Annotated in this window: 5 protein-coding genes; all 5 read right to left on the minus strand. The window is 44.6% G+C overall.

Annotation, left to right across the window (positions count from 1 at the left end; translation table 11 throughout):
* Nucleotides 1–4 precede the first annotated feature (4 nt).
* Nucleotides 5–502, minus strand: coding sequence for an NADH-quinone oxidoreductase subunit I (locus AAGC65_RS25140; RefSeq protein WP_343115210.1), 498 nt, complete (start codon nt 500–502; stop codon nt 5–7).
* Nucleotides 503–512: 10 nt separating this feature from the next.
* Nucleotides 513–1,544, minus strand: coding sequence for an NADH-quinone oxidoreductase subunit NuoH (gene nuoH, locus AAGC65_RS25145; protein ID WP_343115211.1), 1,032 nt, complete (start codon nt 1,542–1,544; stop codon nt 513–515).
* On the minus strand, nt 1,544–2,533 hold the full coding sequence (locus AAGC65_RS25150) for a 2Fe-2S iron-sulfur cluster-binding protein (RefSeq protein WP_343115212.1): 990 nt from the start codon (nt 2,531–2,533) through the stop codon (nt 1,544–1,546). The genes nuoH and AAGC65_RS25150 overlap by 1 nt, the downstream gene beginning before the upstream one ends.
* Before the next feature lie 34 nt (nt 2,534–2,567).
* Nucleotides 2,568–2,921: a four helix bundle protein gene (locus tag AAGC65_RS25155; RefSeq protein WP_343115213.1), complete on the minus strand. Its 354-nt coding sequence runs from the start codon at nt 2,919–2,921 to the stop codon at nt 2,568–2,570.
* 37 nt (nt 2,922–2,958) lie between these two features.
* Nucleotides 2,959–4,314 (minus strand): NADH-quinone oxidoreductase subunit NuoF (nuoF, locus tag AAGC65_RS25160; RefSeq protein WP_343115214.1); only part of this gene is annotated, 1,356 nt, incomplete at its 5' end.

Consider the following 4,314-nt stretch of genomic DNA (forward strand, 5'->3'; position numbering starts at 1 on the left):
TTCTTTATTGATTTAAGGGCGCCTCTACTAATTTGTCTTTACCGTAAATAAAATCTTTTCTTAAATAGTCGGTAGGTACAATATCCCCGTCAAGGTAAATGGCCTCTTTAGGGCAAGCTTCTTCGCACAATCCGCAAAAAATGCAGCGCAGCATGTTTATTTCATAAACGGCGGCATATTTTTCTTCACGGTATAAATGCTCCTCGCCCGGCTGGCGCTCAGCAGCTGTCATGGTGATAGCTTCTGCAGGGCATGAAAGCGCGCATAAACCGCAGGCGGTGCAGCGTTCTTTACCGTTCTCATCGCGCTTAAGGGAGTGCATACCCCTAAAGTTTTCGGAAAACTCACGTTTTTCTTCAGGATAACTGATCGTAACCGGTTTCTTGAAAAAGTGCTTCATAGTGATACTCAAACCACTTACGATAGCCGGCAGGTAAGCACGCTCCATAAAGTTGAGTGGCTTTACCTCTAATACCTTGCGCTTATTACTTAATGATTCCATTAGTTATAGCTTATTTTAAAAAAGTAGTTATTAAACCGGTTAGTATAATGTTAGCAATAGCCAGCGGGATCAATACCTTCCAGCCCAGATCCATCAACTGATCATAGCGGAAACGCGGTATTGTCCAGCGTACCCACATGAAAAAGAAGATGAAGAAGAATATTTTACCAAATAGCACCACTACACCAATAATAGGCGCGATAGTTGGGCCCACATGCACGGCAACCCAATCCATACCCGGGTAATTGTAACCACCCCAGTACAGGGTAGCCATTACAGCCGATGATATGAACATGTTGATATACTCTGCAAACAGGTAGAAACCCAGTTTCATTGATGAATATTCGGTATGGTAACCACCTACAAGCTCAGTTTCGCACTCAGGCAAGTCAAACGGCGTACGGTTGGTTTCTGCAAAGGCACATACCAGGAATAGTATAAAGCCCAGTGGCTGGCGCCAAACGTTCCAGGCAAAGCTATGTTGCTGCTCTGCAATTTCTTTAAGGCTTAAGGTACCGGTAAGCATCAATAAGGCTATAATAGATAAACCCATTGAAATTTCATAGCTGATATTTTGCGATGCCGCGCGGATAGCGCCTAATAACGAGTATTTGTTATTAGATGCCCAGCCACCTATCATAACGCCATACACACCTAATGATACAACGCCAAAAATGTACAGGATACCTACGTTAATATCAGTAACCTGTAAATCAAATTTATGGGTTCCGATTACGATAGCCTGCCCCCACGGTATAACCGCCGAACCTATACAGGCCGTTAATATAGCCAGTGAAGGGCCTACAATAAACAGGAAACCTGTAGCATTGGTAGGAATAATTTCTTCTTTCAGGAACATTTTACCACCATCGGCAAGGGGTTGCAAAATTCCCCAGGGGCCGGCACGGTTAGGGCCAATCCTGTCCTGGAAAAACGCGGCTACTTTACGCTCGGCATAGGTAGAATACATGGCCACAACAAGGCTGATAGCGAAAATGATCACGATCAGTACGATCCTAAATATTAAGTCGGTAGTTTCCATTATAAGCGTGTATCCCTTTCAAATTGTTCTTTATTAGCTTCCATCAGTACAGGATTGGTTTTAACCACCGGCAGCGGTGTAAACTCGTAATGATTAGCGCTGATAACTGATTTATGCGATATTTTGCGCGGGCCTTCAATAACCCAGTCAGCTGTTTTCTTTTGATCAAAGCGGCAGGTATTGCAGATAAATTCTTCAACCTCACCATAAACGTCCTTGCGGCCTGTTACCCTGATCACGTCTTCGCCTTTGTACCATAAAGTAACTTTACCAGAGCACTTATCGCAATCGCGATGCGCATCTACCGGTTTGGTAAACCATACACGGTTTTTAAAGCGGAAAGTTTTATCGGTTAAAGCACCTACCGGGCAAACGTCAATGATATTTCCTGAAAAATCGTTATCAACTGCTTTGCTGATGTAGGTTGATATTTCAGAATGATCGCCCCTGTTCAGGATACCATGTAAACGGGTGTTGGTGATCTGATCGGCAGTGAACACGCAGCGGTAGCACAGGATGCAGCGTGTCATGTGCAGCTGTATCTTATCGCCAATGTCAATTTTTTCAAATGTGCGGCGGTCAAACTCGTAGCGGGTTTTAGCGGCGCCATGCTCAAAGCCAAGATCTTGCAGGTGGCATTCGCCAGCCTGGTCACATACAGGGCAATCCAGCGGGTGGTTAAGCAATAACATTTCAACCACACCTTTACGGGCCTCAACAACTTCGGGCGAGGTAATATTTTGCACTTCCATGCCATCCATTACCGTGGTGCGGCATGAAGCTACCAGTTTAGGCATAGGGCGAGGGTCTTTCTCAGAGCCCTTGCTCACCTTAACCAAACAGGTACGGCATTTACCGCCACTGCCTTCCAGCTTGGAGTAATAGCACATAGCAGGCGGAACGATATCACCACCTATCATCCTTGCGGCGTTTAGTATGGTTGTTCCTGGTTCTACTTCAACGGGTATTCCGTCTATGGTTACTTTCATCTTTAAGTCAAAATTAAAAATTCAAAAGTCAAAACTACTTTTGAAGATTAATAATTATTGAGGCAATGATCTTTGAGAGCTCATCAGCTTCATTAATCAAATCTTTTATTTTATCCTTTTCCACATTAATAGTGTCTCGTATTAAACAGAGCCAATATTTAGTTTCGTTTGAAGATTTTAAGGCTATCGTATAGAAATTCTTAAAATCTTTTATTGAGCTTCCGGACTTGCCTTCTACCACATTTGCTCCTATCGAAGTCGCGCTTCTAAGCAGCTGGTCAAATATTGAAAAGTAAATTCTATCGTAGTTTGCTGTTGATATAAATTGAATAACCTCTTTTGAAAATTGATAACATCTGTGCTTGATGTCAAAAGGCTTTTCGCTCAACGCTTTCTATTTTGAATTTTGACTTTTTAATTTTGACTTATCCGGCCACCGGCTCGGGCTTAGGCAATGGATCAGCGTAATGTGCTAATCCGTAATTCCTTGTTGTGGCTTCGCTGGCGTTTGTTACGTGCCATTCAAACTCATCCCTGAAATGGCGGATAGCGCTGGCCACCGGCCATGCTGCCGCGTCACCCAGCGGACAAATCGTGTTGCCTTCAATTTTTTTAGATACATCAACCAACAGGTCCATGTCGCTCATTTTACCGTGGCCATGCTCTAAGCGGTGCAATACTTTTTCCATCCATCCGGTACCTTCACGGCAAGGCGAACACTGTCCGCAGCTCTCATGATGGTAAAAACGGGCAAAGTTCCAGGTATTACGAACAATACAGGCATCTTCGTCATAAGCTATAAAACCGCCTGAACCTAACATGGTACCACTCACAAAACCACCGTCAGCTAATGATTCGTAGCTCATTAAGCGTGCTTCGTTGTTAATGGTTTTCAGGATCAGGTTAGCCGGTAAAATTGGTACCGATGAACCTCCTGCTACTACAGCTTTCAGGCGTTTGCCATTGGCTATACCACCGCAATATTCATCAGAGTATATAAATTCTTCAACCGGTAAGCCCAGATCAATTTCGTAAACACCTGGCTTTTTCAGGTTACCACCTGCCGATATCAGCTTGGTGCCTGTACTACGACCAATACCCAATTTGGCATATTCGTCGCCGCCTTCGTTTACGATAGGCACTACTGCCGCAATCGACTCTACGTTGTTTACCACCGTTGGGCGGCCATACAAACCGGCGATAGCGGGGAATGGCGGTTTAATGCGTGGGTTACCACGTTTACCCTCTAATGATTCTAACAAAGCGGTTTCTTCGCCGCAAATGTATGCGCCACCACCTGGTTGTACATAAAGTTCCAGATCGTAGCCCGAGCCTAATATATTTTTACCTAAAAAGCCTTTGGCCTTAGCTTCGGCAATTGCTTTTTCCAGTATCCTGATCTGCGGCATCATTTCGCCGCGTACATAGATGTATGAGGTATTGGCACCCAGGGCAAAGCTCGATACGATCATACCCTCCACCAACAGGTGAGGGATATAGGTCATGAGGTAACGGTCTTTAAAAGTACCAGGCTCTGATTCATCGGCATTACAAACCAGGTAACGTGGCACACCCTCTGGCTTAGCCAAAAAACTCCACTTCATACCGGTTGGGAAACCCGCGCCGCCACGACCACGTAAACCTGACTTTTTCACTTCCTCTACCACATCATCAGGCGACATGGTTTTCAGCGCCTTTTCAACAGCCGCGTAACCACCCTTTGACCGGTAAACATCAAATGTATTGATGCCGGGTACGTTTATATGTTCTAATAGTAATTT

The sequence above is a fragment of the Mucilaginibacter sp. genome, from assembly GCF_039207105.1.
Lineage (GTDB): Bacteria > Bacteroidota > Bacteroidia > Sphingobacteriales > Sphingobacteriaceae > Mucilaginibacter.

Coding starts and splice junctions, on each gene's coding strand:
- AAGC65_RS25150 (WP_343115212.1), bottom strand. CDS start 2,533: ATGAAAGTAACCATAGACGGAATACCCGTTGAAGTAGAACCAGGAACA.
- AAGC65_RS25140 (WP_343115210.1), bottom strand. CDS start 502: ATGGAATCATTAAGTAATAAGCGCAAGGTATTAGAGGTAAAGCCACTC.
- nuoH (WP_343115211.1), bottom strand. CDS start 1,544: ATGGAAACTACCGACTTAATATTTAGGATCGTACTGATCGTGATCATT.